Source organism: Methylobacterium isbiliense (assembly GCF_022179325.1).
Classification (GTDB): Bacteria; Pseudomonadota; Alphaproteobacteria; order Rhizobiales; family Beijerinckiaceae; genus Methylobacterium; species Methylobacterium isbiliense.
The window spans coordinates 63,023-88,212 of the sequence record NZ_BPQQ01000060.1 but is presented as its reverse complement, the minus strand read 5'-3'; the positions used below and the strand labels follow the sequence as shown (position 1 = coordinate 88,212).

Below are 25,190 nucleotides of genomic sequence, written 5' to 3'. Positions count from 1 at the left end.
CCCTTCGTCCCTGCGTCGCGTCTACGCTCTGGCGTGACCGAAATCGGATGTGCGACGTTCGGGACCCGTGCGTGCCCCTCGGCGCAGGGCCGCCTGGGCGCGATCGATAAGTTCGCTGCGGCGGTACGGTTTACCGAGCACGTCCATCGCATGCGGCCGCGGCGCATCGATCGCCATCTCATCATTGTAGCCCGTCGTCAGCAGGATCGGCACGCCCGGGTCCCGGCTGCGGATCTGTTCGGCCAGAACGATGCCGTTCGCGCCGCCCGGCATGATCACGTCCGAGAACACCAGCTTGAACGCGTCGCCGGATGCAGCGGCGTCCTCGAACCGCTGCAGCGCCTCCTCGGCGCTGTGGGCGATCACGACCCGGTAGCCGACCTCCTGCAACGCCTCGCCCGCCATGGCGGCGGCCTCGTGGCTGTCGTCCACGACGAGGACCAGCGGTGGGGCCGTCGAGGCGTCGAGCGGACGCGCCTGGTAGCCCGTGGCCTGGCCGTTCGGGCCGGCGTGCTCCTCCGCCGGCTCGTAGCGTGGAAACAGCATCCGGATCGTCGTACCCCGCCCGACCGCGCTCTCGATCTCCAGCCGGCCGCCGGATTGCTGGACGAAGCCGTGGGCCATGGCGAGGCCCAGGCCCGTGCCCTCGCCGCGCGGCTTGGTGGTGAAGAACGGCTCCGTCGCCCGCGCGACGACGTGCGGTGCCATCCCGGTGCCTTCGTCGGTGATGCACAGCAGGACGTAATCGCCCGGCTTGAGATGCCGTGCCGCGGCATGGCCATTCAGATGGATCTCCCGCGTCGTGATGGTGATCGCACCGCCGTTGGGTGAGGCGTCACGGGCATTCACCACGATGTTGAGCAGCGCCATCTCCAGGTGGGACGCGTCGATCTTCACCGGCGGCAACCGCCGCTGGAGGTTGAGATGCAACGTCGCCTTGCGGCCGACGGAGGTCTCCAGCAATTCGGCGATCGAGTTGACCAGCTCGCTCAGATCCGTGCCCTTCGGCTCGAGGCGGCCGCGCCGGGCGAAAGCCAGCAGTTGATGGGTCAGCTTGGAGCCGCGCTCGGCTGCGGCGGTCGCGGCGGCCATGTACCGCTCGAAGGCCCGATCGTCGTGGCGCTTGGTCCCCAGCCGCTCGAGGCTGCCGGTGATCACGTGCAGCAGGTTGTTGAAGTCGTGGGCCAGCCCGGCCGTGAGCTGACCGATGGCCTCCATCTTCTGGGCCTGCCGGAACTGCTGCTCCGCCTCGCGGCGCTGCGTGACGTCGAGTTGGCTGGCGAAGAAGTAGATGACCTCGTCGGCAGGATCGTGGACCGGGCCCATGAACACGGCGTTCCAGAACGGCGTCCCGTCCCGCCGGTAGTTCAGGATCTCGACCGCGACGGGCCTGCGCTCGCGGACGGCCTCGCGCAGCTTCCTGACGTGTTCCGGGTCGGTGTCCGCCCCTTGCAGGAAACGGCAGTTGCGCCCGAGCACCTCGGCTTCCTCGTAGCCCGTCAGGTCGAGGAAGGCGTTGTTGGCGAACACGATGGGGGTGTCGTCCTGGCGAGGATCGGCCAGGATCATCGGCATCCGCGTCATCTCGACGGCGGCAAAGAAGATGTTGCCGCGCTCGTCCAGGCTCGGATCCGTGATCGTGCTCTGGCGCCAGTGGTGCAGCCCCGGGCGACCGAGCGGCTCCAGGCCGCCCGTATCCATCGTCCCGCCCGACGGCTCACCGGTGCTCGTCTGCTGCTCGCCGGTCCGCTCCGGCGCGTGGTCGGGATCGATCATCGAGGCCATGAGCCTGAAATGCAGCGAGATGCCGCATCGTCCAGAGCAGCAGCGGCGCGCGCTCTTGTCGCCTCACCGGCCTCGGGGCCGTGCCGGAGCCCCGTTCGGCCGATCCCGTCGGGAAGGTCGTGCGCGCGGCCACCGGGCCTGCGATCAGGCCGCGCTCTGCCCGGACGGGGCGGACCACACCTGATCCCTTCGTGCTCCCCCGGGCTCTCCCGCGAGCCGTGCGCCCTGACGGACCTCCTCCGCCTCCTGGCACAAGGCCGCGGCGAGACGCTGCGCGCGCTCCGCCCAGAGGTCTCGCTCCGCACGCACGGCGCTGGCGTCGTCCTGGCTGACGGCCAGGGCGAGCCTCAGCGCGTCGATCTCATCCCGCAGCCCTGCCGCCGTCCGGCGCTCGTTCGCGAGGGCCGTCCTCAGCGCCGCGACGGCCGCCTCGGTCGCTCCCTTCAACTGCGGCCCCGCGCCTTGGTCCGGGCGTCCTGCCGGCGGCGGCTTCACCGGTGCTGCGTCGGCCGCGGATCCCGGGACCGGCAGGTCGGGTCGCAGCTGCGCGATCTCCGCCCTCACCTGGTCGACCGGGAGGGCAGGCGCGGGGGCGACGGACGTGGCCTCCTCCTCCAGGACGAGCCCGTGCAGCATCGCGAACACGGCGTCGCCGCTCATCCGGCTCGGATCGAACCCGCTCTCGGCCGCCAGCCCCTTCCAGAGCGCTTGCCCGCGTGCCGACTGTCCGACGAACGCCATCGACCAGTTGGCAAAGCCGCGCCGTTCGACCGGACCGCATTGCAGGACGGTGACGTCCCCATGCCGGTCGTCGCACTGGATGCGCTCGAAGGTCTCCTCGACACCCTTCCTGGGCCCCTCCAGCACCTGCGCGAAGGCGCCGTCGTTGAACATCAGGGCACCGGTCACGCCGGCGCGCGCGTTGTTGCGCTGCGACGCCTCCAGGATCTGGACGACGGACGCCGCCACCTCCTCCTCCGGCCGCTGCAGCAGGTTCTTGCTCGCATAGACCAAGCGGTACAGTTCGCTCATCAGGATCCTCGAATGACGGTGCGCGCGGTCAGCGTGGTGCCAGCAGGGTCATCAATTCGTCGGCGGGAAGGGGCTTGCTGATGAGGTAGCCTTGGACGTCGGTGCAGCCTTCGGCCCGGATGCGCTCGATCTGGTCCGGTGTCTCCACGCCTTCGGCGACGGTCGTCATGCCGAGACTCTTGCCGAGACCTGCGATCGCGCGGATGATCGCCTCGCCATCCGGCTTGTGCGACATGTCCTGCACGAAGGACCGGTCGATCTTGATCTTGTCGAACGGGAACGAGCGCAGGTAGCTCAGGGACGAGTAGCCCGTGCCGAAATCGTCCATCGACACGCGCACGCCGAGTTCGCGCAGGCGGTGAAGCGTCTGCAGGGTCCTGTCGTTCTCCTGCAGGAGAACCCCCTCGGTGATCTCGACCTCCAGGCGCCCGGCCGGCAGCCCGGAATTGGACAGGGCGGAGACGATGGTCTCGACCAGGCGATCGCTCTTGAACTGCGCCGGCGAGACGTTCACGGCGACCGACAGCGGCTGCGGCCATCGCATGGCATCGCGGCAGGTCTGCCGGATCACCCACTCGCCGATCGGCACGATGAGGCCGATCTCCTCGGCAAGAGGGATGAAGTCGAGCGGAGACACCGTCCCGCGCTCCGGATGCCGCCAGCGGATCAGGGCTTCGCACCCGACCAGGCGATTGGACGCGAGGCTCATCTGCGGCTGGTAATGAAGCTGGAACTCGCGGCGGGCGAGAGCGTGGCGCATGTCGAGTTCGAGTTGCCGGCGCGCCTGCATGCGCGCGTCCATGGCAGGCTCGAAGAACCGGAAGGTGCCGCGCCCGTCGAGCTTGGAGCGGTAGAGAGCCAGATCGGCGTTCTTGAGGAGCCGGTCCGCCTCGCTCCCGTCGGCCGGTGCGAGGGCGACGCCCACGCTGGCGCCGATGGTCACGAGGTTCCCTTCGACCATGTAGGCCCGACCGATCAGGTCGACGATGCGGCGCGCGAGCCCCTGCGTGTCGCCCGGGTCCCGAACGGCGGTCTGGAGGATCACGAACTCGTCCCCGCCGATGCGGGCGACCGTGTCGGTGGCGCGCACGGTCGAGCGCAGGCGGTCGGCAACCTTCTGCAGCAAAGCGTCGCCGATGGGATGGCCCAGGGTGTCGTTGACGGGCTTGAAGCGATCGAGGTCGACCAGCAGCAGCGCGCAGCCTTCCCCCGTGCGCTGCAGGCGGGCCAGCGCTGCATCGAGCCGCTCGCGCAGCTGAAGGCGATTGGGCAGCCCGGTGAGGGGATCGAGACGTGCCATCTCGGCAGCGCTCACCTCGGCCGCCCGTCGTGCGCTGACGTCCTCCAGCGTGATGGCCCAGCCTTGCCCGGCGACGGGGTAGAGTTCGACCTGGATCGTGAGGTCCTGCCGCGTCAGCTCGAAGGAGGTCGTACCGGCCTGATCGCGCGCGACGCGCAGGCGCCGGACGATCTCGGCCCGCGGCATGTGGGCGTGTTCGCCCAGGAGGCGCAGCAGCTGTCGCACGGAGGGACCGCGCTCGGTCCCGGCGCCGGCGTCGCCGAGCAGCTGTCGGGCCGGCGCGGTGCAAACCTCGACGTGGCCGCCTCCATTCACGAACAGGAAGCCATGCCGCATGGTATCGAGGTAGCGGACAAGCGTGGCGGGTGTCAGTCCGTCAGGCTCCGCCGCCGCACGGCTGGCCGCCTGCCCGAGCAGGTTGCGCGCGGCAAGGTGCAAACTGGCAGGCATGGCCGACAGGCTCCGCAGCAGCACTCGGACCGCGATCCGAGCGTGAAATACTGCCCCGGAGTGCCATCAAGCACTTAATGCCACGTCAACGCGGATCGCGCTCACCAACATTTTATCAGGATAATCCAGGTTAAGGATGAGCTGAGACCGCGATCTGTCCTGAGACGGATGCTTCGTGAAGTCGCTGAATTTTAGAATGATGGGCCCACACCTGCATCCGGCCGCGTCGCCTCGACGATGCGGCGCGGATCAAGCGGACCTGGGACTGCGCGCGGCCGCGCTCGATCCCGTTGAGGCGCGCAGGCCGCCTCACTGATGGGCCCGCCCGACGCCACAGGCTCGTGAGCTGTCTCAGGCCGCCATGTCCGCCAGTTCGGCCACCTCGCAGGTATCGGCACGCATCCGCCAATCGGCAATGCCCGCCGCCTTGCAGAACAAGGCCTTGGCCTCCCAGGCCGCCGTGACCTCCGAGCGCGAGCGGATCACGGCCCGACGCTGCACGACGTGACGGTCGCGACCAGCACCATCGAGGACGATCCTCGAGAAGGTGACGAGATAGTTGCGCATGATGCCGCTCCGGCCAAGGCTGTCGGAAGCAGTCTGCTCACGGCGCGCCAGGCGGCCTTGATCCAGCGCAAAGGCAGCCACGTCAGCCTCGGCCTTGAGCCGAGTGCGCGTGCCCCCGTCCGGGCCGCCCTCGCCCCGGACGGCGTCGCGGACGCGTCGGCAAAGCGGGCGCGCGGTGGTGATCGGCATCTGCCGCCGGATCGGAGGGTTGCGGACGTCAACGTCCGAAGAAATCCTGGCTCGCGAAGTAGATGCCTGCGATCCCGACCACGGCGCCCAGCACGATCAGCACGACCGAACCGCGCGACACGCTGCGCTTGGGTGCCGCCTGCCGCGAATGCGGGGAGCGACGCATGCTACTCGGCGGCTGCGCGTTCGGCGCGATTGTGACCGAGCCCCAGCGTTCTGGCGATGTCGGACCGTGCAGCCGACAGGCCCTCTGCCACCATCGGGTACGTCGCCGGCAGGCCGAATTTCATCCGGTACTGCTCTGGCGTGAGCCCATGTTTCGCCAGATGCCGCTTCAGGGTTCTGTAACGGCGGCCATCGATAAAGCTGATCAGGTAGTCGCGCGACATCGACTTCTTGATCTGATCAGCCGTCGCCTTCGATGGCGCATCTGCGGCCCGCGCTGGCGGGCTGACGACCTTTCCAAGAGCTGCGTGCACACTGTCGATCAGGTTCGGCAGTTGGGCCGCCGGCACAGGATTCTTCGAGACATAAGCCGAGACGATACCGGCTGTGAGTTCTGCTGTGTTGAATGAGGCCGGGTCTGACATTATGGCATCCTTTGTCCACATCTTGTATCTACAGTCATAGGACGCCACTGCGGTTCTGTCATTAGCCTTATAGAAGATAAGATACGGCCTAGCCTGACTGGGAGCGCCAGATTGAGCAAAAATGTGCCAATCCGGACGGCAAGAATTGATGGCGGTGCGGCCTTGTTCTTGAAACCAGAATTGCCTCGACCCTAGCGACGACTAGGGAAGCCCCGGCGGCGGAGAGCGCCGCCCGCGCGACCGCGGGTTCGCTCGTTTCCCACGACACTCCGCGATCCGCGGCCTTGCGAACAGGCGTGCGGATCGCGTCGGTGCGGCCGCCCGAGAGCAGGATCCGATCGCGCTGCACGCGGATCCTGCTCCATGTCTTTGATGTTACGCATTTTCTTCGACGAACCGGCAGCGACTTCGTCGGACCATGCTCTAGCGCGCGTGGGCTTCGACCCGCGATGGCTCGCCCTGGAGCGCCGATTCGAGCCGCGAGCGCGCGTCCCGGTCCATGAAGCTGATCGCGATGCCTGCGACCAGCGCGCTCACGAGAGCGCTCACAACGATGATCCGGAGGGTTTGCACGGGCGGCGTCCTGGTCCGAGCCGCCATAGCACCGGCGGCACAGCGCGGGTGCGGCACAGCTGCCACACTCGGTCCGGCTGGCTGCCGCCGCACGCGGAGTGCGCTCGGTCTCCACGGCCGGCGCGACGCGACGGGCGCCCGAACCGGGCTTGCAGGAGCGGCAGGATGAGAGCGCCCGTCTCGTCGGTCGCCGTGAGGTCATCCCGCTCCGCTCGGGCGGCCCGGATGCGGGCCACGCGAGCCTCGCCCTAGTCCGGCCAGCCCAGCGTGATGGACGAGACGACCGGCCTCACCGCCACCATGGCGCGATCCGACGACGCGAACTCCCTGTCACCCGAGACCTTGTTGAGATCCCGGTCCTTTGCCTTGGCGTTGAAGCCGAAGCGCACACCGAGGTAGCAGCCGCCCGGCATGGCGGCGAGCTTCCCGCTCTTCCATCCCGACACGAAGCCGCCCATGTCCCACTCGAAACCGTACAGGCTGAAGGGGCGCTCGTTGGCTTCCTCCACGTCGGCGAGGCTCGCGCCCAGGCCGAGGCTGGCGCGCCGACTGCCCGGAACCTGCACGAGCCATCCCGACTTGCCCTTCACGGCGATCGACGCCGGCCGCCGCCGCTTCTTCACGTCGTGCCAGGAGATCTCCAGGCGACGGGACGGGTCCTTCGGGTAGACGACGGTTCCGCGCTCGGTGGAGCCCTCGGCGCCCTCCAGATCGGCGCTGACGACGTTCTCCCGTCCGAAGCGCTTCACGAGAGCGGCCTCGTCCATGGTCTTGGGGAATTGGGCGCAGTCGAGTGGCTGAACCGCGGGTGCCGGCGCTTGCGCGAGTGCGGTTCCGGCCGCGACGCAGGCTCCCAGCCCGGCGGCTGCGATGACGACTCTCATGGACCTCCCCGGCGCTCCCAAGGGCAGGATGACGCAGCGACCGTCCGTCAGGCAAGCGTGCGCTCCCGTCCTGCCTGTTTTGGCCTCGTCAGGATACCGGACTACCGGGGCGCAGCGCGGCGCGGATGGCGTCGAGGCCGTCGGTCAGCGCCGCCGGCCCGGGCTGCAGGATCAGCGGCGACTTGATCTCGGTGATCCGCCCCCGCGCCACGGCCGGGATGTCCGTCCAGCCCGGACGGGCCGCGATGCGGCCCGGCACCACCTTCTTCCCGCACCAGGAGGCCAGGATCACCTCGGGCGCGGCCGCCACCACGGCCTCGGGCGGCACGATCCTATCCGTCGCCGCCGCTTGCCGCGCCAGTTCGGGAAAGACGTCCTGTCCGCCGGCGATGCCGATCAGCTCCGAGACCCAGCCGATGCCGGAGATCAGGGGGTCGTCCCACTCCTCGAAGTAGACGCGCGGCCGGGGCCGGCCTTCGGCTTCGGCCGCGACGGATGCGAGCCGGTCCGCATAGCCCTTGGCGAGCGCCTCGGCCCGGTTCGCCGCCCCCACGAGCGCGCCGAGCATGCGGATCATCGCCAGAATGCCGGCCACGTCGCGCTGGTTGAACAGGTGCACGGCGACCCCGGCGCGGGCGAGGTCGGCCGCGATGCCGGCCTGCAGGTCGGAGAAGGCCAGCACGAGGTCGGGCGCCAGCGCCAGGATCTTGGGCAGGTCGGCGCTGGTGAAGGCCGAGACGCGCGGCTTCTCGCGCCGCACCCGCGGCGGCCGCACCGCATAGCCCGAAACGCCGACGATCCGGTGCTCCTCGCCCAGCAGGTAGAGCGTCTCGACCGTCTCCTCCGTCAGGCAGACGATCCGCTCCGGCGGGAAACGCCGCATGATCCTCCTCTTACGCGCTCTTCGGCCGCTCGGGCGACGCAAGCGGCGCGGTCATCGCCCGGAGGGCGTCGGGACCGAGAGCGTTCATGGCGTCCCACTCACCCGTTCGCCCACGCTACGAGCGCTGCATCCCGTCGCGTCGCAATCGGATCCAGCCCCGATGCACCGGTTGCTTCCTTGGATCATCCTCAGGCCGTCCGGCAACCTTCAAGAGTCGCGGTCCCGGCGCCGTCGGCACGTCCGCCGCATCATCGTCGGGCGACCGTCGCGCTCATCGGAATGGTCGATGGGGAGGGGGATGTCCATGCGCCCGCCGATGCCGCGCGGCATGACCGGTTCGCGCATGACGCCCAGAGCAGGCTTCGACCGGATTGAACCGCGACGCCTGCTCTCGGTCTTTGGTTTTGCCGCATCGTCTGCGACAAACCGGCACCGCCTTGGTCGGACGATGCTCTACAGCGCGGCACTGGTGCTGCGGGTGACCGGGGGCGGGGCCCAGGAGCCGTTCAACAGGGCATTCTTCGGCCAGTAGGTCCGCAGCATCAGGATGAAGGGACCTTTCGGGGCCGGCAGCCAGTTCGATTCCCGCTGGCTGCCCGGGCTCTCCGCTTGGATGAACAGATCGACCGAGCCGTCCGGGTTGGTCTGCAGGTTGTTGCGGGGGCTGACCGTGTAGCGGTTGAGGGGGTTGTCGACGAAGAAATAATCCGCGTCGTACATCGTCAGCGACCAGAAGCCGTTCACGGGTGGCAGCTCGCCGGACGGAAAGCGCATCACGTACTTGGAGGCGCCGGTCAGTCGTCGCCCCGCAGCATCGACGGTGGTGGTTGGGTAGACCGCATCCTGCGGCAGGTTGCAGCCCAGGCCCACCGCGGCGATGAGGGCGCGCTGCAGGTAGTCCTTGCCGTAATCCCCGCCATTCGTCGTGAAGGTCCAGCCGTTCACGTGCTCGCCCGCCGTCTTGATGTGCTCCATGATGCGGGGCAGGGCCCGCTGCGGCGCCTGCTCGACCGCCTCGCGGATGGCCGGAGGCTGGCTTGCCGGATCGAAGGGCTGACCCGGCACGATGCCGAGCGAGGCCAACTTGGCCACCGGGACTCCATCGGCGAGCGCCGGCGGGTTATCCCTCATCAGGGCGGCGAGCAGGGTGAAGTAGCGTGCCGCGTCCATGCGGTTGACCTGCTCGCGCACCGCCGTCTTGGTGTCGATGCCCGGGTCCGCCCGGCCTGCCGGCGGCGTGTAGGGCCGTCCGGCCGCACTCAGGGGAACGAGCCGGTACTGGTCCTGGAGCGCATGCACGGCCCTGTAATCCTCGGGCGTGCCCGTGCAGTAGGTCCGGCCGAGGATCCAGACGAGGCTGGTGGGGGCGGGGATCAGCGTGGCACCGGACGGGACGCTGCCGCTCCAGCCGGGGCCGGCGATGAGGTAGGTCTGCGGCCCGGTTCCCGTCGTGCGCTTGCCCGGCACCGCGAACACGTTCGTCCAGGCGCTGAGCATCGGCATCAGGAAGTAGCGCCCGTCCATGTCCGGAAGGCTCAGCACATAGGGCTCCCGGCCGACATCCACGAAGGCGACGGAGTAGAGCGTGTCGGCGTTCGGAGCGGTGACGGCCCGGAATGTCGCGTCGGGGTATTCGCGGGCATGGGTGAACTGGCCCATGGGGGCGCCCTTGAGGCCTTCCGGGGCGGCGACGTTGGTCAGCACGCGCCGGGTCATTTCCATGGTGATCAGCGGGTAGCCGTAGATGTAGGCCTCCGTGGCCAGTTCGAGCGGATCGGCGACCGCGTGGTTGCCGATGACCGGCGCATCCCGGGCGACGGTGTGAGCGGCGGCACGGGACAGCCCCACCCCAACCAAGGGGATCGCGGCGGCGCCTGCGGCGAGAGCCCGTCTGGTCACCTGCATGGCCGTCTCCGATGAATGCCCGCCCCCTCTGGGCTCCGTCGAGGAGCCGGACGGGTGGGCGCCTCGCAGTCAACCTAAAGGGTGTTCGCGGCACTGCTTGACTGAACGGGTCAACCGGCTTGCGGATCGCCGCAGGTCCCGGCTCGGCCCCCGATCCGGCCGGCGCGTCTGCGGTCAGTCAACCGACAGCGCTCGAATGCGGCAGGTTGACCTGCTATCATCCGGAACGGTCCCTGTGGGTCGGCCCCGAACGAGGACGCGAGCGTGGCTCGCGGCTAAACGGGAGAGATGCCGATGTACCAGCACATCCTCGTCCCGACCGACGGGACGCCGCTGTCCGCCTCGGCCGTGACGAAAGCCGTGTCCCTCGCCAAGACCGTCGGGGCTAAGGTGACCGTGCTGACGGTCGTCCATCGGCTCCCGACCCTGGGTCTTGGAGCGTCCCAGCCCTACGCGGAGGAATTCTGGCGGCATGCCCAGGCCGATGCGGCGCGGAGGCTCGGCGAGGCCGCGCAGGAGGCCAGGGAGGCCGGTGTCGCGTGCGAGGTCGTGACGGTCGAGGATCGGCAGCCCTACGAGGCCATCATCGAAACCGCCGGGGCCCGCGGCTGCGATCTCATCGCCATGGCCTCGCACGGCCGTCGCGGCCTCTCCGCCCTCGTGATCGGCAGCGAGACCATGAAGGTCCTCACGCATTCCAAACTGCCGGTTCTGATCTTTCGCTGACCCTCCGCACCCCTCGCAGGCGGCCGGAGCTGTCCATCGTCGCGGAAGGCTCTAGTAGGCGTACAGCGCTCGCACGCGCCGCTGGGCGTAGGGATCGGACCATCCGTGGACACCGACCACCACGGGCCGGGGTGTGGTGTCGAACGGCAGGAGCGAGGCGCCGAAGGCGATGAAGCCGGCGGCCGCCCGCACGTCGTCCGGCTGGCGCGGATCGCGGGAGATCAGATCCGCTTCCCAGAGCAGGCGCAGATTGCATGAGCGGGACGGCAATCGGCCCGGATGCGTGCAGGCATCGTGGCGCGCGCAGGCGGCGTCGAGCGCATCGACCGGCGGCAGCGGCGCCCGGTTCCCCAAGCCGCAGTAGTTGCCGTGGACGAGAAGCGGCGGCTGCGCGGACCCGCCCGGCTGCGCCTGAACGGGGGACAGCCCCGCGGCGGCGAGGAGCAGGGCGGCGATCGGAAGACGCATGACGGGCGCTCCAGGGATCCCGGGACGATGGTGCCGCGGGAACGCCGTCCGGTCGCGAGACGAGGACGGGCTCCGCCGCGGCGGCGCTCAGTACGGGCGGCAGAGGCCGGCATAGGCATCCCAGTAGCGGTAGGGACCGCACCGGCCGTAGGTGGCTCGGTAGCCTGCCGCTGCCGCGGCGCCGACCCCGGCCGCCGCCAGCCCGTAGCCGTAAGGCCGGTAGCGGTAGCCGTAGCCGCCGTAGCGCCCGTATCGGCCATACCCGTACCGGCCGTACCGCCCGTATCCGCCCCGGTGCGCGTAACCGCCGCGATATCCACCGCGAATGCCCGCCACACGCCCGCCGCGGTAGCCGCCGCCACGGAACCCGGCGCCGCGGTAGCCGCCGCCGTGGAAGCCGCCACCCCGGAACCCGCCTCCGCCCCCGCGAAAGCCGCGGGCCTCGGCGGCGACGCTGGTCAGGATCAGGGTCGTGATGGCGAAGGCTGCGATGATGAAGCGCTTCATGAGGTCGTCTCCTTCGCCCCACGGGACCGCGCGGGTTGGACGACCCGCGCGCCCGCCCGGACGTGGCCGTTGCCGGCCACGCCCTGCTCAGATCGCACGATAGGGCGCGGTGCCCGGCGTCGCTTGACCCGACAGGACAACCGCTCCCGTCTCCGACGATGATCCCGAGCGCGTGCAAGGTCTTCCGAGGCTCCGATCTCCGACGGAGAGCGAATGCCGGGCTCGCCGCCGCTTCGCGGACGAACGGGCTGCCCCGCAGCGCCCGCGGTCCGGCGGCGCCCGCACGGGTCAAGGTTCCCGATCGAGGCCTGTGCGCCGCAGCCTGTCGACGCCAGCGGGGCCTCGGTCCACGAGCCCGCCATCGGTCCGCCCCGAGCCGGTGTCCCGATTCCCGTCCCGCCACGCTGGACTTCGGCCCGCTCCCTCTCACAATGCCGGCCAGGGAGCCTGGGAGGGCGACGATGGCCGCGTCCACTTCGACTGCTGCGTCGAGCGAGGCCGAAACGGGCCTCACGATGGTCACGCGGGCCGCGCTTGAAGCGGATCCGCATGCCGTGCTCGCGCGCCATCGCGAGATCACGCCCCTCATCCGGGTCGACGACGGCGTCGTCATGCTGCTGCGGGCCAGGGACGTGCAGGCGCTCGTCACCGATCCGCGCCTGCGGCAGGTCGAGACGGAGTTCGCCCGTCTGCGCGGCATCACGGCGGGGCCGCTGTTCGACTTCTTCCAGCAGACGGTGCTTCTCTCCAATGGCGAGGTTCACCGGCGCCGACGCACGCCGATCGCCCGCACCTTCGCGGTCCAGGTCGTCGCGGCCCTGCGCCCGCGCATCCGTGCGCTAGCCGAGGCGCTCGTGGCCGAGCAGGTCCCGCGCGGCCGGATGAACCTGCTGGCCGATTACGCCTCACCGCTTCCGGCGCGGGCGATCGGCCTCATCCTGGGCCTACCCGAGCGCGACGTGCCGGACTTCACGCGGTGGGTCTATGCCATGTCCCGCGCGCTCACCTCGACGTGGCAGCCCTCCGATCTGCCGGAGGCGGAGGAGGCGGCGCGCCGGTTGACCGATTACGTGGACGACCTCGTGAAACAGCGTCGCCGTGCGCCGCAGGACGACCTGATCTCGGCCATGGTGCCGCTGATCGAGGCGGGTGATCCGGACGAAGCCGCCGAGACGCGGATGCAGATCGTCTCGCTGATCCTGGCGGGCAGCGACACCACGCGGGCCGCGCTCGCGATCCAGACCGGTCTTCTCCTGACGCATCCGGCGCAGTGGGAGGCGGTTTGCCGCGACGAGGCGCTGATTCCCGGCGCCGTCGCCGAGGCGCTGCGCTTCGAGCCGGCGGTCGGCTCCTTCCCGCGCTTCACGCTGTCGGCGATCGCCCTGGACGGAGGCGTGCTGCCCGCGGGGGCTCTGGTGTCCTTCTCGACGCTGTCGGCCATGCGCGATCCGGCGCTCTACGTCGATCCTGACGTCTTCGATCTGCGCCGCAGCGATCATCCGCGCTGGCACATGGTGTTCGGCGGCGGCGCGCATCGCTGCCTCGGCGAGGCGCTGGCCCGCATCGAGCTGGAGGAGGGATTGCGGGCTCTCACCACCCGGCTTCCCGACCTGCGCCTCGACGCCCCGCTGACGGTGCGAGGCTCGGCTGCGATCCGGCGCGTCGACGAAGTGCCGGTGTCATGGCGCGCGCCGGGCGGCTAGCGCCGGATCCGCCAACCGCCCCTGCGGATCCAGCCGTTCAAAAACGGCCGATGCCCATGGCCGCCGGAACATTGCGCGGCCTTCCGCCGTCACCTGGGTCGGAGCCGCTCGTGCCGGTCGCTTCCTCGGCGCCGACAGGATGTGCGGATGCGACGGACCACGCGGGAGACCGGTCGATGCTGCGGGGTGGATGCCATTGCGGTGCAGTTCGCTACGAGGCGGAGGCCGAGCCGTTCCACGAGACCGTCTGCCATTGCGCCGATTGCCGCCGCAGCGTGGGGGCGGCCTCCGTGGCGTGGTTCAGCGTCCCGCGGGCGGCCCTGTGCTGGACGGCGGGCGAGCCGCGCAGCGTGCGGTCGAGCCCCCGCGTGACCCGGCGCTTCTGCGGAGCCTGCGGCACCTCGCTGACCTACGAGAGCGACGAGGCCCCCGGCGAGGTCGACGTCACGACGGCCAGCCTCGACGAGCCGGCGGGCGTGCCGCCGCGGGACCACACCTACATGGCCGAGCGGCTGGTCTGGGACGTCGTCGGCGACGGTCTGCCGGCCTTCCCCAGGACGCGCTCGACCGCGCCGCACCGGGAGGAACCTCCATGGGACGCGGCGCCGGACGGGCCCGGGTCGAGCTAGAACATTGTCCGACGCAGCGCGCAGCGTTCGCCTCGCCTAGGGCGATGCCTCGCTTTCGGCCGGAGCCCGAGCAGAGACGGCGAGGTTGGCGGCGGCTCCGTCCGCAGGCGCTCGGCTCAGCGACAGGGGCAGGGTGATGACGAACCGGGCGCCAGCTCCGACGTCGCTCGACAAGGCGATCTGTCCTTGCAGGCTCGCCGCGACGAGGTTGAACACGATGTGCAGGCCCAGACCCGTGCTGCCCTTGTCGCGCCGCGTGGTGAAGAACGGATCGAACACCTTCGGCAAATTCTCGGGCGCGACACCGATGCCGTCATCCGCGAAGACGATGCACAGGCGATCCTCTCCCGCGCGCGACACCGTGAGGTCGAGAACGCCCGACCGGCCGTCCGGATAGCCATGAATCACCGCGTTGAGCGCGAGGTTGCTGATCACCTGCGCCAGCGCACCCGGATAGGTGTCGAGCATGATCCCGCTCTCGCAGGCGACGCGGACCTCGTGCCCCTTGCGGCGCAGGAGCGGCCCGAGCGTGCTCATCACCTCCAGGAGCCAGCTGCGCACCTCGAAGCGGCGCCGCTCCTCGTTGGCCTGGTCGACTGCGACCTGCTTGAAGCTGTGGACGAGGTCGGCCGCCCGCGTGAGGTTGGCGAACAGCAGCCGCATCCCCTCGCTCAGCCGCGCAAGCCCATTCGTGAGCTCCGACCGGCGGACCTGTCCGGTTTCCACCGCTCGCAGCAGCTGCTTCAGGTCGCCCTCCGCGGCGGTCGAGGTGGTCAGCGCCAGTCCGATCGGCGTGTTGATCTCGTGGGCGACCCCGGCCACGAGCTGGCCGAGGGAGGCCAGCTTCTCGGCCTGGACGAGGTGGGCCTGCGCCCGGCGCAGGTCCGCGAAGGCCGCCTCGGAGCGCTCCTTCTCCCGCCGCAGCGCCGCCTCGGTACGGAACTGCCGCCGCGCCCGGACCTCCCGCGCCCCAACCGCGTAGAGCGAGAGCGCGTAGGCCATGCCGATCTCGAAATTGTTCACGAAGCGCATGCCCGCGCGCTCGTGGACCGCGAAGGACTCGCACAGGGCAAAGCAGGCCCAGGTCAGGCCGCAGAAGGCGGCGAGCGAGGGCAGGCGCAGCGGCAGGAGCGTCGAAACGAACAGGATCACGATGATCATGCCGGCGGCGGCATGGTCGAAGCCGGGCTTCAGGAGCAGGTAGATCAGGCTGAGCACGCAGCCGGGGACGACGCAGTAGACGAGGTAGATCGCCTCGGCCCGGCGGCGCGCCCCAGGCCAGCTCAAGGCCGCGGTCGCCGGCAGGAGCACCGCGACCGCGACCGCCAGCCGGAGGGCCAGCGTCGCGCGCCACTGCGCAGGATCGAGGATCCAGTCCCACACCGCGAAGGCGCAGTAGACGAAGGCGCCGAGCAGCATGGCCGCCTGGGTGCGGCCCAGATCATCGAGGGTGAAGCGCGCGACGAAGGCGCGCTCATCGGCGGGATCTTCGAAGGACAAGCCGAGCCTGTACAGGAGCTTGCGCACCGCAGAGGGCATCCTCGTTCTGGCCGGCCGCACCCGCCCGGCGCGCCATCGCGTCCACGGCGCCGGACCGAGGAGGGGCTGTAGGGCGGATCGTCGCGAAGGGGAAGCGCGGGCGCAGGATGCGGGCGAGCGACCCGGCGGGGCGCGCGACCGAGCCTCGTCCTGCCTGCCGACGACGCCGAGGGCGCCGGCATCGTCGTCGGGCCTCGTGCGCCGATCGGCCGGATCCAGCCACCCCGATGATCGTTCAGCATTCGCTCAGATGAGGGCGCGCAAAGTGCGCTTTAAGACATCAGACTTGCAGACCAGCAAGTCATGATCTGAAGAACGGAAACCAGACACTGCTCTGGTGGAGCGCAATACGCGCATTCTGCAATCCGTGCGGGAGTAAACACCGACGCCTGGGCCGGCTCAGGCCGGCATTCACCTGTCACGCTTCGCGCCATCGATGCTTTGGGAGACCATCATGACCAGACGATCACTACCTCTGCTGGCCGCGCTCGCCGTCCTGGGCGCGCTCCAGGTTGCGCCCACCCTGTCCTCCAGCGCGCAGGCGTCGCCGCTGGGCGCAGCCGCCGGCTTGGCGGCGCAGGCCGAGCCCGAGACCCTGCAGCACGTGCAGTACTGGGGACACCGCCACCACCATCACTGGGGCCATCGCCATCATTACCGGCCGTGGGGCTGGGGCCACCACCACCATCACCGGCATTGGGGCTGGGGCCACCGTCATCACTGGGGTCATCACCACCATCGCCGTCACTACTTCTGAGCGCCCTTGAATCGGGTGCGATGACGGCGCGCGGCCGTGCCGACGTCCTCGGTGCCGCCGCGCACGCGCCGGGCCGGTGAGGGGCCGGACGCAGACGCGATCGCGGCGGCGCGGGCCGCCGCGATCCGCCCAGGTCACGCCCCGGCAGCCTGGGGGGACCATCGTTCGTGTGCTTCTCAGCACGGCACGGCGGTCCGCACCGAGGCAAACGACCCGTGTCGAGGCCACAACCCGTGAGGTGCCCCATGCCTTCCTTCCGAAACGCTCCGATTCGGACTGGCGGCTCGCCCCAAGAGCCATCGGGCAGCAGGGCCGACGACGTGCGCAGGCACGTGAAGACCGTCGTCTCCAAGCTCATCCGATGGAAAGAGGCGTCGGCACGATCGCTGTCGTCCTGAGAGGGCCCTCATAGCACCGGCGCGCAGGAGCCTGTCGCCCTGCCCGTGCTGCACAGACCCGGGCTTGCGCCGCCCGGGTCCGCGGAGCAGCGACGCCAGGACGGCAGGAGGCTGTTTCCGCCCCGCGCGCCGCGCGGCCCCCTTCAGCGCCGTGACCGGCCCTGCACGGGATCGGGTGGCACGCGCCGGCCAGGATGCCTATATGACGGTCATGACAGACGAGAGCATTCCTCCCTATTCCATCGAAGTCGCCCCTCTCACCAAGCCGGCCGGCCAGTTCCAGTGGGCCATCCGCAAGCGCGGCAAGCTCGTCGAGCGGTCGGATCGGCCCCACGTCAGCCAAGCCAAGGCGCATGCCAGCGCCCTCGCCGCCGTCGAGCGGGACCTGCACGCCGGGGCATCCGGGCGGCGATAGCCCACAATCGCTCGCCGTGAGCCGGCGCGGCCATCCGCGTCGGCTCGTTCGGCGTCCGCGGCCGTCCGGACGGGATGGTGCACGACACGCGCCGACGCGCGCCGCCCTGCAGATGGATCCGGCCACTTCACGCGATGCCGCCCGAGACGAGTGAGCCCGTCCGCTTCGTGCCGCGCCCGCATCAGCGGGCGGCGCGTGAGGCGATCCTCGCCCATCGCGCGGAGGGCCGGCCCGGCTTCCTCCTCGGGGACATGACCGGGCTCGGCAAGACGCTCTCCGTGTGGTCGGCCCTGGCCGCCATGCCCGAGCGCGACATCCTCATCGTCTGCCCCAAGGGCGGCCTGCCGCAATGGCGGCGGACGATGGCGGGAAGCGGGCTGGCCGACAAGGCCGTGACGCTCATCAACTACGAGCGCACCAAGTCGCTGTTCACGCCGCCGCCGGCGAGCACCCGACGCTCGACCCGCGCGCGCAACAACGAGCTCGCCCGCGAGGGGCGCCCCAAGCGGACTTGGCCCGTCGTGGTGTTCGACGAGGCCCACCGCCTGCGCAATCCCTACGCCCAGCAGAGCATGGCCTGCCGCCAGCTCGCCGACCAGGCGGCCTTCGCGATCTACATGAGCGCGACGGCCGGGCAGGCGCCGCACGAGCTGTTCTATCTCGGCCGCCTGCTCGGCCATGCGGCGGGGCGGCCCGTGGAATCCCTGGCCGACTTCCGCACCCTGATGCGCACGCTCGGCATCGGCCGCGCGAAGGGACGCTGGACGAACTGGAGCTGGACGCCCAACGCGCGCGACCGCGCCGTGATGGCGGACCTGCTCTACAAGGGCCGCGGCGCGATCGGCCTGCGGCGTCGCCCGGCCGACATCGCCGGCTGGCCGGAGGTGCAGCGGGAACTCGCGCCGACCGCGCTCGGTGCCGAGGAGCGGCGCCTCTACGAGGCGTCCTGGCGCGAGTTCCGCCGCGAATTCGGGCTGCTCGGCGGCTCGACGCGGCGTCCGGCCGGCTGGGCGGCGGATCTGCGCTTCCGCCAGAAGGCGAGCCTGCTGCGCATCGCCGGCACCGCGGCCTTCGCCAACGATCTCCTCTCCGGCGGCGAGCAGGTCGCCATCTCGACGGCCTTCCTGGAGACCTCGGCCCTGCTCGCCGAGAGCCTGCGCGGGCAGCGCTGGCGCGTGGGCGAGATCAACGGGCAGCGCCCGGCCGACGCGAACGAGGCGACGCGGTGCGAGTTCCAGGAAGGCCTGCTCGACGCCGTGATCTTCACGGTCACGGAGTCGATCTCCCTGCACCGGCACGAGCGGCCGGGCGGCGAGCGGCCGCGCTCGCTCGTGATCCACGACATGCGCCACAGCGCGATCCAGCTGCAGCAGATCGAGGGCCGCTGCCACCGCGACGGGCAGCACGCGGTCATCTACTACGCCTACGCCGAGGACACGGTGGAGGAGCGGATCGCCGCCACCGCCGTCGCCCGGATGGCGGCGATGGACGGCATGGCGGGCGACGATACGGCCATGGCGGACGCCCTCGCGGCCGTGCTGTCGGAGGCGGTCATTCAAGGGGAGCCGTGAGGTCGGGGCTCGCGGGCGCGGCCGCGCCGGATTAAACCCGGCTCCCGCGCGTCTCTCCAGCGACGCCGGCGCACCGAGGAGGACCCGTGAGCATCGGACTGATTGCCCTGCTGGACGACATCGCGGCCCTCGCCAAGGTGGCGGCAGCCTCCCTCGACGACATCGCCGGACAGGCCGCCAAGGCCGGAACGAAGGCGGCCGGTGTCGTCATCGACGATGCCGCCGTCACGCCGCGCTACGTCGTGGGCTTCGCCGCCGACCGCGAGCTGCCGATCGTCGGCCGGATCGCGATCGGCTCGCTGCGCAATAAGCTCCTGTTCCTGTTGCCGGGCGCGCTCGCGCTCAGCGCGTTTGCCCCGTGGGCGATCACCCCGCTCCTGATGCTAGGCGGCGCCTACCTCTGCTACGAGGGCGCCGAGAAGGTCTACGAGGCCCTCTTCCCGCATCAGGCCCACGCGCACGAGGACCAGCTCGGCGCCGGTGCGGGGGATGCCCGGGCGGTGGAGGACCGGCGCGTGGCGAGTGCCATCAAGACCGACTTCATCCTCTCCGCGGAGATCATGGCGATCACCCTTGCGGCCATCCCGGAGGGGAGCTTCTGGATGCGCGCGGCCGTCCTGGCGGTCGTCGCCCTGGGCATCACCGTGGCGGTCTACGGCGCCGTCGCCCTGATCGTGAAGGCCGACGATGCGGGCGTGGCCCTGGCCGGCAGCACCGCGCCCCCGCCGCTCGGGAGCCTCGGGCGCGGCGTCGGACGCGCCATCGTCAAGGGCATGCCCGGACTGCTCAAGCTGCTCGGGATCGTCGGCACGGCCGCGATGATCTGGGTGGGTGGCGGCATCCTGGTCCACGGGCTGGAGACCTACGGCCTGTCGGGTCCGGCCCACGCGATCCACGATGTGGCGGCGCGCCTCGCGGCGCTGCTTCCGGCGGGCCGGAGTCTGGTCGAGTGGCTGGTCACGGCCGCGGCCTCGGGGCTCGTCGGCCTGATCGTCGGCGGCCTCCTGATCCCGCTCACGGGCTTCGTCCTGGCGCCGGCGTGGCAGAGCCTCTCGCGCCTGCGGCACCGCACAGCCTGAGGGGCCGCCGAAGCATTGGCCATTCGCATCGGCCGAGCCATCGCCTCCGGCGTCCGGGAAGGTGCCCGGCCGCTACGGGATGACCCGGTCGGCGCGCAGCCCCGCCATCTGGCGCAGCATCATCTCCTCGTCGTCCACGATGGCGTGGAAGCCGAAGCGGCGGATCTTGGTGGTCTCCACCAGGCTGTCGTAGTCGGCGTGCCACTGGAAATCGCCGAACCTCCACGACACGAGGTCGCGGTAGGCGAGGGGCTTGAGGCCGTGCGCCGCGGTCATGCGCGCCCAGAGCGGTGCCTTGTCGGCCATCACCTCGGCGAGGCGCAGGGTCTGCACCGGGCCGCAGGGGAGGCCGAACCACTCGGCGATGCGCGGCCAGAGGTGCTCCCAGCGGAAGAGGCCGCCATTGGTGACGTTGAAGATCTCGCCTGCGCAGGCCGGCTCCGTGGCGGCCCAGAGGGCGGCCTCGGCGAGGAGGTCGGTATCGACCGCCTGCTGGATCGCCCGGTAGCCGCCCGGCGTGCCGGGAAAGCGCAGCGGCAGGCCCAGCTCCTTCGAGATCGCCGCATAGACCCCGATCACCGCCGTCATGCTCATCGGGCTGCCGGCCGCGTAGCCGTAGACCGTGCGCGGGCGCAGGGCCGACCACGTCCAGCCCGCGGCGCGGCTCGCCGCGCGCAGGAAATCCTCCTGGTCGTAGTAGAAGTTCGGCGGCATGTGGCGCGGGTCGGTCTCCCGCGCCGGGGTCTTGAACGGCCCGAGATGGGTGCCGTAGGCCTTGGTGCCCTGCATCAGGCTGACATGTGCGAGGCTGGCACTCGTCCGCTCGATCCGGCGCACCACCGTCTCCAGCATCGCGAGGTTGGGCGCGACCTCCTCGGCCGGGCTCGGCCGCTCGGCGTAGGCGGCGAAGAACACGTGGCTGACGTCAGAGAGGTCGGCGAGCTTCACCTCCGCGTCGGCCGGGTCGAGGAGGTCGACCGGGATGAAGCGGGCGGGCGAGGGCGCGGGCGGCGCCCGCCGCGACAGCGCGGTGACGCGCCAGCCCGGCCGGCCGGCGATGTGGCGGACGAGGCCCTGACCGACGACCCCGAGGCCGCCGACGACGAGCGCGTGCGGCATCTTTAGCCCCGCGGGTTCAGGTGGTGGAGGGGCAGGCCGGGGCGCTCCCACGGCATCGTGGCGAGCCGTCCGGTGGACGACAGGGTGATGAAGGCGGTGGCGAGGTCCGGCCCGCCGAAGCAGATGTTGGTGGGCCAGCGCTCGGGCATCGGCACGTGGCGCACCGACGCGCCGTCCGGCGACACGATGGTGATGCTGCCGCTCACCAGCGTCGCGACGCAGATCCGGCCGTCGGCCTGGACGGCGAGCGAGTCGAAGCGGTGGTAGCCCGGCAGCCCGACCACGAGGCGTCCGCCGTGCGGGGAGGGGAAGGGCTGGCGCCGGATCTCCCCCGGGCCGTCGAGGTCGAAGGCCCACAGCCGCGCCGTCTCGGTCTCCGCGACGTAGAGGGTGCGCCCGTCCGGCGAGAGGCCGATGCCGTTCGGGGTGAGGATCGGAAACACGATCTCCCGGATCAGGCTCCCGTCGGCGCGGGCGTAGTGGACCGCGCCGCGGTCCTGCTCGCGGGCCCTAACCTTGCCGAGATCGGTGAAGTAGAACCCGCCGAGCCCGTCGAACACGAGGTCGTTCGGGCCTTTCAGCGGTCCGTTCGTGCTCTCGGTGTACAGAACCTCGACGGCACCGGTGGCGAGATCCACGCGCTCGATGCGCCCGCCCGAATAATCCTCCGCCTGCCCGATCGGGCGGTAGCCGCTCGGATCCCCGGGCTCGGTCCAGCGGAAGCCGCCGTTGTTGCACAGGTAGCAGCGGCCGTCCGGGCCGATCGCGGCGCCGTTCGGCCCGCCGCCGGGTGCGGCGACGATGCTCCTGCTGCCGTCGGGCGCGATCCGGGTGAGCGTGCCGCGGCCGATCTCGACCACCAGCACCGCGCCGTCCGGCATCGCCACCGGGCCTTCGGGAAACAGCAGCCCCGAGGCGATCTCGCGCAGGGTCTCCGGAACGGCGCTCATGCCGGGGTCTCCTCGGGCGCGGGGTGGTAGTTGCGCAGGCGGTTGGCGAGGCGGTCGGGGATGTCGAGCATGAAGCCGAGCACCGCCGCCGAGAGCGCCTTGCCGTAATTGTCCAGGCAGAGCGAGCGCGAGACGCCGCCGCCGAGCGCCCCTTCGGCCACGAAGTTCAGGACGCCGAGATGATCGACCGCGTAGCGGGTCACCGGTCCGGTCACCATCCCGGCGTAGAAGGCCCGGAACGCCTCCGCGGTGAGCTGGTCCTTGAGGTAGGGGTAGAGGTCCGGCTCGTAGGCGATCACCGTAACGTTCGAGGTGTTGCCCTTGTCGCCGGAGCGCACGTGGGCGACGTGCTGGAGGGGCAGGCGCATCGGCTCAGGCCTCGTAGTAGGTGATGACCGGCGTCACCGCCTCGCGCGGCACCAGCGAGGACCACACGCCGATGATCTCGCGGGTGCGGTCCTGGTGGGGCACGCGCTTGCCGGTCATGCCGACGCCCGACACCGCCATGCCGTCGACCTCGCGGCCGACTTTGAGGGCCTCCTCGCGGGTCCGGGTGCGCGCCGCCACCCGCACGGCGACCTCGTAGGGCTCGGCGCCGGCCGGCGAGAGGCCGCCGTGGATGGCGTTGACGCCCACGAAGTCGATGCGGACCTCCTCCGCGTCGAGCCCGACGATGCGGAAGCGCTCCTCCAGGATCCGCTTGGCGAGTTCGGCCCGCCGCAGCGCCCCCGGCCCGGCGTAGAAGAACATGTCCTCGCCGATATGGCCCTCCTGGCAGGCGATCGAGACCTTGAGGGTGGGCGTGCGCGGCTGGCCGGAGATGCCGCTCACCCGGAGGCGGTCCGGGCCGACCTCCTCCAGCTGCGTCGTGGTGAAGTCCACCACCACGTCAGGCGTGATGTAGCGTCCGGGGTCGTGCACCTCGTAGAACAGCTGCTCCTTGAGGGTGCGCAGGGTCACGGCGCCGCCGCTGCCGACGACCTTGGTGATGACCGCGCTGCCGTCGCTCTCCACCTCGGCGATCGGGAAGGCGAGGTCCCAGGGCTCGGGCACGTCCTTGAAGCCGGGATCGCAGAAGTAGCCGCCGGTGACCTGCGCGCCGCATTCGAGCACGTGGCCGATGCCGTTGCCGGGGCCGAGGCGTCCGTGGTCGAGCGGGTCCCAGCCGAACTCGTGCATCATCGGCGCCATGAACAGCGACGGGTCGGCGACCCGGCCGGTGACGACGATCGCCGCCCCCTCCCGCAGCGCCCGCACGATCGGCTCGGCGCCCATGTAGGCCTCCGCCGAGACGATCGAGCCGGCGAGCGAGGCGGCGGGCCGCCCGTCCTCCATCAGCGGACCGGCGATGTCGAGCACGCGGTCGGTGATCAGGCTCCCCGACACCGCCGCCACCACCGTGCCCTTCGGGGCGCCGCAGGCCCGCAGCCAGTGCACCATCCGCTCGGCGGCGCCCTCCGGATTGATCCAGCCCTGGTTGGAGATGATCTTCGTGCCCCGGCGCAGGCAGCCGGGCAGCACGCGCTGCATCCGGTCGTCCAGGTAGGTGTCGTAGCCGGGGAAGGACGGGTCGCGGCGCTTGCGCACCTGGGCCGCCGAGACGGTCGCCTCCGCCATCGTCTCGAAGCAGAGGTAGTCGAGGTCGCCCTCCTCGGCGTTGCGGCGGGCCGGCTCCAGCCGGTCACCCCACCACGCCGAGCCCGAGCCGATGCGCAATCCCGTCATGTCTCCTCCCCGAGACGACGCCGCCGACAGTTATTCCGTCTGGCGAAACGATGATGCCGCACTCTGTGCTGCATCCGCGAAGAAGCCGGCAAATCCGTTCCTTCGGACGGAACGATCTTGACAGGTCTTCCACCAGACGCAACCATCTTCCGCAACGGGCCGACACGACGCCCGACCCCCGGAGGAAACGTCAGATGCGGTCACCGGCATGGATGCGCGCGCTCGGCCTCTGCGCGCTGGTTCTCGGGGCCGGCGCGGCGCAGGCCCAGGATCGGCCCCAGGACCCGATCAAGATCGGCTGGCTCTCCTCGCTCACCGGGCCGCTCTCCTCGGCGGCGATCGCCGAGAACCAGGGCGTCCAGTTCGCGGTGGACGAGATCAACCGGGCCGGCGGCATCAACGGCCGCAAGCTCGAACTGCTCACCCGCGACACCGCGGGCGAGCCCACCAAGGCGGTGAACCTCGCCCAGCAACTGCTGTTCAGCGACAAGGTGCAGTTCATCATCGGTCCGGTGAACTCGGGCGAGTCGCTCGCCACGGTGCCGATCGTGGCGCGGGCCGGCATCCCCAACATTGTCATCGGCTCGATCGACGAGCTGATCGACGCCAAGAAGTACCCGCTCGCCTTCCGGGCCATCAACACCAACACGCAGTGGATCTCCGGCGGCAACGCCTACGCCCTCGACGTGCTCAAGCGCCGCAAGGTCGCGGTGATCGGCGACACCTCGGGCTACGGCACGTCGAGCGCCAAGACGGCGGCGGCGCTCCTGGAGCAGGCGGGGGTCAAGCCGGTCTACTCGGTGCTGATCGACCCCAACAAGACCGATCTCACCGACGAGATGACCAAGGCCAGGGCCGCGGGCGCCGACGTGGTGATGCCCTGGACCGCGGCCACCGGCCTGATGGCGCGCATCCTGAACACCCGCGGCGACATGGGCTGGGACGTGCCGGTGGTGGGCCACCCCGCGGTGATGGCCCTGCCGATCAAGGGCCTGCTCAACAAGCCCGAATACTGGCAGAACGCCTTCGCGGCCGGCTACCAGAGCACCACCTACGTCGACGGCAAGCTGCCGCCGCGCACCCAGGCCCTCATCGACACCGTCAAGCCCGCCCTCGGCGGCAGGATCGACTTCACCTTCTGGTGGGTCGCGCTCGGCTACGACACCGTCAAGATCATCGAGCACGCGGTGAAGTCCGCCGGGTCCACCGATCCGCAGAAGGTCAAGACGGTGCTGGAGGGCACGAAGGACTTTCCGGGGGTCTACGCCACCTACACGTGGAGCCCGGAGAACCACAACGGCTTCCCCGACCGGAACATCGTGGCCAACATCGCCAACACCTTCCGCGACGGCTGCTACGACGCGGCGCCGCGGTGAACCGACAGGTCTTTGCCCCGAGCCGGGCCTTTGCCCCGGGCCGGGGAGGGGGCCGCCGCGCTTCGCAGGG

General features: G+C 70.6%; 25 protein-coding genes. 8 read left to right on the top strand and 17 right to left on the bottom strand.

Annotated features, from left to right (window positions below; genetic code table 11):
* Positions 1-21 precede the first annotated feature (21 nt).
* The 10 genes from MFF61_RS23845 to MFF61_RS23805 form a co-directional block, all read right to left on the bottom strand.
* On the bottom strand, positions 22-1,776 hold the full coding sequence (locus MFF61_RS23845; protein ID WP_238239979.1) for a PAS domain-containing protein: 1,755 nt from the start codon (positions 1,774-1,776) through the stop codon (positions 22-24).
* Between the two features lie 153 nt (positions 1,777-1,929).
* A complete protein-coding gene (locus MFF61_RS23840; protein ID WP_238239976.1) occupies positions 1,930-2,817 on the bottom strand; it encodes a BLUF domain-containing protein in 888 nt (295 codons plus the stop codon).
* Positions 2,818-2,845: 28 nt separating this feature from the next.
* On the bottom strand, positions 2,846-4,567 hold the full coding sequence (locus tag MFF61_RS23835) for a putative bifunctional diguanylate cyclase/phosphodiesterase (protein ID WP_373324789.1): 1,722 nt from the start codon (positions 4,565-4,567) through the stop codon (positions 2,846-2,848).
* A gap of 351 nt (positions 4,568-4,918) precedes the next feature.
* Entirely contained in the window at positions 4,919-5,323 is a 405-nt protein-coding gene (locus MFF61_RS33985) for a hypothetical protein (protein ID WP_306423413.1), read from the bottom strand.
* Positions 5,324-5,351: 28 nt separating this feature from the next.
* Positions 5,352-5,489 carry a hypothetical protein gene (locus MFF61_RS23825; RefSeq protein WP_238239975.1) on the bottom strand — a complete coding sequence of 46 codons (138 nt, stop codon included), beginning with the start codon at positions 5,487-5,489 and terminating at the stop codon, positions 5,352-5,354.
* 1 nt (position 5,490) lies between these two features.
* The gene (locus MFF61_RS23820) at positions 5,491-5,913 is read right to left on the bottom strand and encodes a Ros/MucR family transcriptional regulator (protein ID WP_238239974.1); all 423 of its coding nucleotides are present in this window, start codon (positions 5,911-5,913) and stop codon (positions 5,491-5,493) included.
* A gap of 423 nt (positions 5,914-6,336) precedes the next feature.
* Positions 6,337-6,462 carry a hypothetical protein gene (locus MFF61_RS33915; protein WP_283206030.1) on the bottom strand — a complete coding sequence of 42 codons (126 nt, stop codon included), beginning with the start codon at positions 6,460-6,462 and terminating at the stop codon, positions 6,337-6,339.
* A 272-nt stretch (positions 6,463-6,734) separates the two neighbouring features.
* Positions 6,735-7,370, bottom strand: coding sequence for a hypothetical protein (locus MFF61_RS23815; protein ID WP_238239973.1), 636 nt, complete (start codon positions 7,368-7,370; stop codon positions 6,735-6,737).
* A gap of 88 nt (positions 7,371-7,458) precedes the next feature.
* Positions 7,459-8,253 (bottom strand): cobalamin-binding protein, encoded by a 795-nt coding sequence (locus MFF61_RS23810; RefSeq protein ID WP_238239971.1) that lies wholly within the window; start codon positions 8,251-8,253, stop codon positions 7,459-7,461.
* A 453-nt stretch (positions 8,254-8,706) separates the two neighbouring features.
* Positions 8,707-10,158 carry a DUF1254 domain-containing protein gene (locus MFF61_RS23805; RefSeq protein ID WP_238239966.1) on the bottom strand — a complete coding sequence of 484 codons (1,452 nt, stop codon included), beginning with the start codon at positions 10,156-10,158 and terminating at the stop codon, positions 8,707-8,709.
* Positions 10,159-10,452: 294 nt separating this feature from the next.
* Here MFF61_RS23805 and MFF61_RS23800 point away from each other — a divergent pair, with 294 nt between their 5' ends.
* Positions 10,453-10,884, top strand: coding sequence for a universal stress protein (locus MFF61_RS23800; protein ID WP_238239964.1), 432 nt, complete (start codon positions 10,453-10,455; stop codon positions 10,882-10,884).
* 51 nt (positions 10,885-10,935) lie between these two features.
* Here the strand turns inward: MFF61_RS23800 and MFF61_RS23795 are convergent, their stop codons facing one another.
* A complete protein-coding gene (locus MFF61_RS23795; RefSeq protein WP_238239963.1) occupies positions 10,936-11,352 on the bottom strand; it encodes a phospholipase A2 family protein in 417 nt (138 codons plus the stop codon).
* An 87-nt stretch (positions 11,353-11,439) separates the two neighbouring features.
* Positions 11,440-11,859, bottom strand: coding sequence for a hypothetical protein (locus MFF61_RS23790; RefSeq protein ID WP_238239962.1), 420 nt, complete (start codon positions 11,857-11,859; stop codon positions 11,440-11,442).
* Between the two features lie 461 nt (positions 11,860-12,320).
* Here MFF61_RS23790 and MFF61_RS23785 point away from each other — a divergent pair, with 461 nt between their 5' ends.
* Entirely contained in the window at positions 12,321-13,562 is a 1,242-nt protein-coding gene (locus tag MFF61_RS23785; RefSeq protein ID WP_238239961.1) for a cytochrome P450, read from the top strand.
* A 176-nt stretch (positions 13,563-13,738) separates the two neighbouring features.
* Positions 13,739-14,191 carry a GFA family protein gene (locus MFF61_RS23780; protein WP_238239959.1) on the top strand — a complete coding sequence of 151 codons (453 nt, stop codon included), beginning with the start codon at positions 13,739-13,741 and terminating at the stop codon, positions 14,189-14,191.
* Positions 14,192-14,227: 36 nt separating this feature from the next.
* Here MFF61_RS23780 and MFF61_RS23775 read toward each other — a convergent pair whose 3' ends face one another.
* A complete protein-coding gene (locus tag MFF61_RS23775) occupies positions 14,228-15,718 on the bottom strand; it encodes a sensor histidine kinase (protein ID WP_238239958.1) in 1,491 nt (496 codons plus the stop codon).
* Positions 15,719-16,184: 466 nt separating this feature from the next.
* On the opposite strand from MFF61_RS23775, the gene MFF61_RS23770 reads away from it, so the two are divergent.
* The 4 genes from MFF61_RS23770 to MFF61_RS23755 all read left to right on the top strand — a co-directional run bounded on the left by MFF61_RS23770 (position 16,185) and on the right by MFF61_RS23755 (position 19,950).
* Complete coding sequence (locus MFF61_RS23770; RefSeq protein WP_238239957.1) at positions 16,185-16,487, top strand: hypothetical protein; 303 nt, start codon at positions 16,185-16,187, stop codon at positions 16,485-16,487.
* Between the two features lie 600 nt (positions 16,488-17,087).
* A complete protein-coding gene (locus MFF61_RS23765) occupies positions 17,088-17,300 on the top strand; it encodes a hypothetical protein (RefSeq protein ID WP_373324788.1) in 213 nt (70 codons plus the stop codon).
* Positions 17,301-17,467: 167 nt separating this feature from the next.
* Positions 17,468-18,871, top strand: a complete 1,404-nt coding sequence (locus MFF61_RS23760) for a DEAD/DEAH box helicase family protein (protein WP_238239956.1) — start codon at positions 17,468-17,470, stop codon at positions 18,869-18,871.
* 86 nt (positions 18,872-18,957) lie between these two features.
* Complete coding sequence (locus MFF61_RS23755; protein ID WP_238239951.1) at positions 18,958-19,950, top strand: DUF808 domain-containing protein; 993 nt, start codon at positions 18,958-18,960, stop codon at positions 19,948-19,950.
* A gap of 72 nt (positions 19,951-20,022) precedes the next feature.
* On the opposite strand, the gene MFF61_RS23750 is transcribed toward MFF61_RS23755, so the two are convergent.
* The 4 genes from MFF61_RS23750 to MFF61_RS23735 are packed head-to-tail and all read right to left on the bottom strand — an operon-like array spanning position 20,023 to position 23,744.
* A complete protein-coding gene (locus MFF61_RS23750; protein WP_238239950.1) occupies positions 20,023-21,069 on the bottom strand; it encodes an SDR family oxidoreductase in 1,047 nt (348 codons plus the stop codon).
* A gap of 2 nt (positions 21,070-21,071) precedes the next feature.
* Positions 21,072-22,019, bottom strand: a complete 948-nt coding sequence (locus MFF61_RS23745) for an SMP-30/gluconolactonase/LRE family protein (protein ID WP_238239949.1) — start codon at positions 22,017-22,019, stop codon at positions 21,072-21,074.
* Positions 22,016-22,387 carry an AtuA-related protein gene (locus tag MFF61_RS23740; protein WP_238239948.1) on the bottom strand — a complete coding sequence of 124 codons (372 nt, stop codon included), beginning with the start codon at positions 22,385-22,387 and terminating at the stop codon, positions 22,016-22,018. Before MFF61_RS23740 ends, MFF61_RS23745 begins: the two co-directional genes overlap by 4 nt.
* A 4-nt stretch (positions 22,388-22,391) precedes the next feature.
* Positions 22,392-23,744: an acyclic terpene utilization AtuA family protein gene (locus tag MFF61_RS23735; protein WP_238239947.1), complete on the bottom strand. Its 1,353-nt coding sequence runs from the start codon at positions 23,742-23,744 to the stop codon at positions 22,392-22,394.
* A gap of 194 nt (positions 23,745-23,938) precedes the next feature.
* Here MFF61_RS23735 and MFF61_RS23730 point away from each other — a divergent pair, with 194 nt between their 5' ends.
* Positions 23,939-25,120: an ABC transporter substrate-binding protein gene (locus MFF61_RS23730; RefSeq protein WP_238239946.1), complete on the top strand. Its 1,182-nt coding sequence runs from the start codon at positions 23,939-23,941 to the stop codon at positions 25,118-25,120.
* Positions 25,121-25,190: the final 70 nt, after the last annotated feature.

What these genes read in the sequence shown, in the direction of transcription:
- MFF61_RS23805 (WP_238239966.1), bottom strand. Translation starts at nt 10,158, where the DNA reads ATGCAGGTGACCAGACGGGCTCTCGCCGCAGGCGCCGCCGCGATCCCC.
- MFF61_RS23800 (WP_238239964.1), top strand. Translation starts at nt 10,453, where the DNA reads ATGTACCAGCACATCCTCGTCCCGACCGACGGGACGCCGCTGTCCGCC.
- MFF61_RS23845 (WP_238239979.1), bottom strand. Translation starts at nt 1,776, where the DNA reads ATGATCGATCCCGACCACGCGCCGGAGCGGACCGGCGAGCAGCAGACG.
- MFF61_RS23750 (WP_238239950.1), bottom strand. Translation starts at nt 21,069, where the DNA reads ATGCCGCACGCGCTCGTCGTCGGCGGCCTCGGGGTCGTCGGTCAGGGC.
- MFF61_RS23770 (WP_238239957.1), top strand. Translation starts at nt 16,185, where the DNA reads ATGACCAGACGATCACTACCTCTGCTGGCCGCGCTCGCCGTCCTGGGC.
- MFF61_RS23785 (WP_238239961.1), top strand. Translation starts at nt 12,321, where the DNA reads ATGGCCGCGTCCACTTCGACTGCTGCGTCGAGCGAGGCCGAAACGGGC.
- MFF61_RS23790 (WP_238239962.1), bottom strand. Translation starts at nt 11,859, where the DNA reads ATGAAGCGCTTCATCATCGCAGCCTTCGCCATCACGACCCTGATCCTG.
- MFF61_RS23815 (WP_238239973.1), bottom strand. Translation starts at nt 7,370, where the DNA reads ATGAGAGTCGTCATCGCAGCCGCCGGGCTGGGAGCCTGCGTCGCGGCC.
- MFF61_RS23835 (WP_373324789.1), bottom strand. Translation starts at nt 4,567, where the DNA reads ATGCCTGCCAGTTTGCACCTTGCCGCGCGCAACCTGCTCGGGCAGGCG.
- MFF61_RS23765 (WP_373324788.1), top strand. Translation starts at nt 17,088, where the DNA reads ATGACGGTCATGACAGACGAGAGCATTCCTCCCTATTCCATCGAAGTC.
- MFF61_RS23730 (WP_238239946.1), top strand. Translation starts at nt 23,939, where the DNA reads ATGCGGTCACCGGCATGGATGCGCGCGCTCGGCCTCTGCGCGCTGGTT.
- MFF61_RS23780 (WP_238239959.1), top strand. Translation starts at nt 13,739, where the DNA reads ATGCTGCGGGGTGGATGCCATTGCGGTGCAGTTCGCTACGAGGCGGAG.
- MFF61_RS23825 (WP_238239975.1), bottom strand. Translation starts at nt 5,489, where the DNA reads ATGCGTCGCTCCCCGCATTCGCGGCAGGCGGCACCCAAGCGCAGCGTG.
- MFF61_RS33985 (WP_306423413.1), bottom strand. Translation starts at nt 5,323, where the DNA reads ATGCCGATCACCACCGCGCGCCCGCTTTGCCGACGCGTCCGCGACGCC.
- MFF61_RS23810 (WP_238239971.1), bottom strand. Translation starts at nt 8,253, where the DNA reads ATGCGGCGTTTCCCGCCGGAGCGGATCGTCTGCCTGACGGAGGAGACG.
- MFF61_RS23745 (WP_238239949.1), bottom strand. Translation starts at nt 22,019, where the DNA reads ATGAGCGCCGTTCCGGAGACCCTGCGCGAGATCGCCTCGGGGCTGCTG.
- MFF61_RS23735 (WP_238239947.1), bottom strand. Translation starts at nt 23,744, where the DNA reads ATGACGGGATTGCGCATCGGCTCGGGCTCGGCGTGGTGGGGTGACCGG.
- MFF61_RS23740 (WP_238239948.1), bottom strand. Translation starts at nt 22,387, where the DNA reads ATGCGCCTGCCCCTCCAGCACGTCGCCCACGTGCGCTCCGGCGACAAG.
- MFF61_RS23840 (WP_238239976.1), bottom strand. Translation starts at nt 2,817, where the DNA reads ATGAGCGAACTGTACCGCTTGGTCTATGCGAGCAAGAACCTGCTGCAG.
- MFF61_RS23795 (WP_238239963.1), bottom strand. Translation starts at nt 11,352, where the DNA reads ATGCGTCTTCCGATCGCCGCCCTGCTCCTCGCCGCCGCGGGGCTGTCC.
- MFF61_RS23820 (WP_238239974.1), bottom strand. Translation starts at nt 5,913, where the DNA reads ATGTCAGACCCGGCCTCATTCAACACAGCAGAACTCACAGCCGGTATC.